Annotated in this window: 2 protein-coding genes; both read left to right on the top strand. The window is 33.4% G+C overall.

The features are described from left to right. Nucleotides 1–1,145 (top strand): restriction endonuclease subunit S (locus U9P79_07220; protein MEA2104412.1); only part of this gene is annotated, 1,145 nt, incomplete at its 5' end. Next, nucleotides 1,142–2,593 (top strand): AAA family ATPase (locus tag U9P79_07215; GenBank protein MEA2104411.1); only part of this gene is annotated, 1,452 nt, incomplete at its 3' end. The genes U9P79_07220 and U9P79_07215, both read left to right, overlap by 4 nt.

Below are 2,593 nucleotides of genomic sequence, written 5' to 3'. Positions count from 1 at the left end.
AGGTTAAGACCTTGGGGGAGGTTTGTGAAAAAATCTTTGCAGGTGGAGATAAACCGAAAGAATTCTCAAAATTTATGACTGATGAGTTATTGGTGCCAATTTTTGCAAATGGAGAGAAGAATAAAGGTTTGTATGGATATACAAATGTTGCAAGAATAAGTAAACCAAGTATTACAATTTCAGGAAGAGGAACAATAGGTTATTCTGAAATTAGAACAGAACCATTTGTTCCAATAGTTAGGTTAATTACATTATTACCAAATGAAGAAAAGGTTGATATAAATTTTTTACATTATGGGTTAAAGAATATAGATTTTTCAAACAGTGGCTCATCAATTCCACAATTAACTGTTCCAATGGTAAAAGGTTATTCAATACCTTACCCTAAATCAATCCCCGAACAACAACGCATTGTTGAAATACTGGATAAAGCCTTTGCAGCGATTGACACGGCTAAACAGAATGCGGAACGGAATCTTAGAAATGCTAAAGAGGTTTTTGAGAGTTATTTGCAAAATGTGTTTGAAAATAAAGGGGATGATTGGGAGGGGAAAAGATTAGGAGATGTGGTTTCCGAAATGATGACAGGTCCTTTTGGCAGTATGCTTCATAAATCAGATTATGTAAAAAGTGGAATACCCGTAATAAACCCTCAAAACATCATCAATAGTAGAATTATTCCACTTCAAAAAACTATGATTAGTAAAGATACATTTAAAAGATTAGAAAAGTATGCGTTAAGAGAGAATGACATAGTCATTGCACGTAGGGGTGAAATGGGGAGGTGCGCTATTGTAAAAAAGAAAAGTATTGGTTGGCTTTGTGGTACAGGAAGTCTTGTAATTAGAGTTGATAAGCAAAAAACAGATGAAACCTATTTAACATTTTATTTAAGTTCATCAAAAATAAAGATGCAACTTGAAAATAGCTCCATCGGAGCAACAATGAGTAATTTAAACCAAAAAGTATTATCAGAATTACACCTCGCACTTCCGTCTATTAAGAAACAAAAAGTTGCAATAAAAAATATTAAAACTCTTTCAGGTAAAATAAAAAAATTAGAAACCCTCTACCAACAGAAAATAGATAACTTAGACGAACTAAAAAAATCAATCTTGCAAAAAGCCTTTAGGGGTGAGCTATGATCACTAAGATTTCAATGAACAATATTGCAAGTTACAAATCTCTTGCAACCCTTGAAACCGATAAAAAAGTGAATCTGGTTTATGGTCTTAACGGCACAGGAAAAAGCACCCTTTCCAGTTTTTTATACGACAAGAACAATAGTGATTTTACTGATTGCAGTATTGACGGCTTGAATGGTGAGGATATCCGAGTTTATAGCCAAAAATTTATACAAGATTATTTTTATGAACCTGATAATCTAAAAGGAATATTTACGCTCTCCAAAGAAAACAAAGAAGCCGAAGAGAAAATAAAATCCGCACAGAAAGAAATTGATAAGCTGGAAGTTGGAAAGCAAACTAAAATCAGTCAAAAAACAGAACAGGAAAAGTCATTATCCACAAAAAAGCAGAATGCTGAAAAAATAACATGGGAAATTAAAACCACATTTGCTGGTGGTGATCGTGTTTTGGAATATTGCCTTGAAAATTTAAAAGGAAAAAAAGATAAATTATTTAACCATTTGGCAAATATCAATAAGCCCGATGAGCAGCCGATAAAGACAAGCGATCAGTTAAAAAAGGAAGTAGAAGCTATTCAGGGGGATGATGCCCAAAAACATGATCTCCTTTCAAAGATCAATTTCACAGCCCACGAGGTAGAGCAAAATCAAATTCTACAAAAAAATATTGTAGGAAATGAAAACAGCACCGTATCCACATTAATCAATCAACTTCAAAATTCAGACTGGGTAAAAGACGGGCTACAATATTTGCCAGAACCCATTGGAGAAAATGCCGAAAGTTGCCCTTTTTGTCAGAGTAAAACAATCACGAAGTCACTGTTTGAAGATATTCAAAGTTTCTTTGATGAATCTTATGAGAATGATATTGATGAGTTAAAAAAGCTTCTTTCTACCTATGAAAAGGCTATTTCAGCACTTCCTAAAAAAGAAAAGTTTGAAATCAACCCATACATAGTTGAAAAGAAGAGTGAATTTGAAAATCACTATAATGCCGTATATCGCTTACTTGAAAAAAACAAAAGTGAACTTGAGACCAAGATAAAAGCACCCAGCCAAGAGATAACACTTTCAGATTCGGCAATTGCTATTACGAAATTCAATGATTTTATTGATGGCCTTAATAAAGTAATATCCACTCACAATAGCAAGATAGACAACAAAGATAACACGCTGGCTGACATTAAAAAGCAGTTTTGGGCATTAATGTGCTGGGATTATGACCAGACCATTTCGATTTATCTTAAAGATAAAACAGATATTGAGAAAAAAATCGGTGAACTGAAAACAGCAGAGCAAGAAGCTGAAAAGTCTATAAGCATACAAAAAGATATTATTGCTGAACAGCAGAAAAATACCATAAATATTGAGCAGTCCATCAATTTTATAAACGATGGCTTAGTTGAATTGGGACTGGATGATTTCCATATAGAAAAACACTCGGAT

The organism is Candidatus Cloacimonadota bacterium, from assembly GCA_034661015.1.
In the GTDB taxonomy this organism is placed as follows: Bacteria; Cloacimonadota; Cloacimonadia; order JGIOTU-2; family JGIOTU-2; genus JAYEKN01.
Note: the sequence above shows the minus strand (reverse complement) of the source record. Positions and strands in the feature narration are given on the sequence as shown.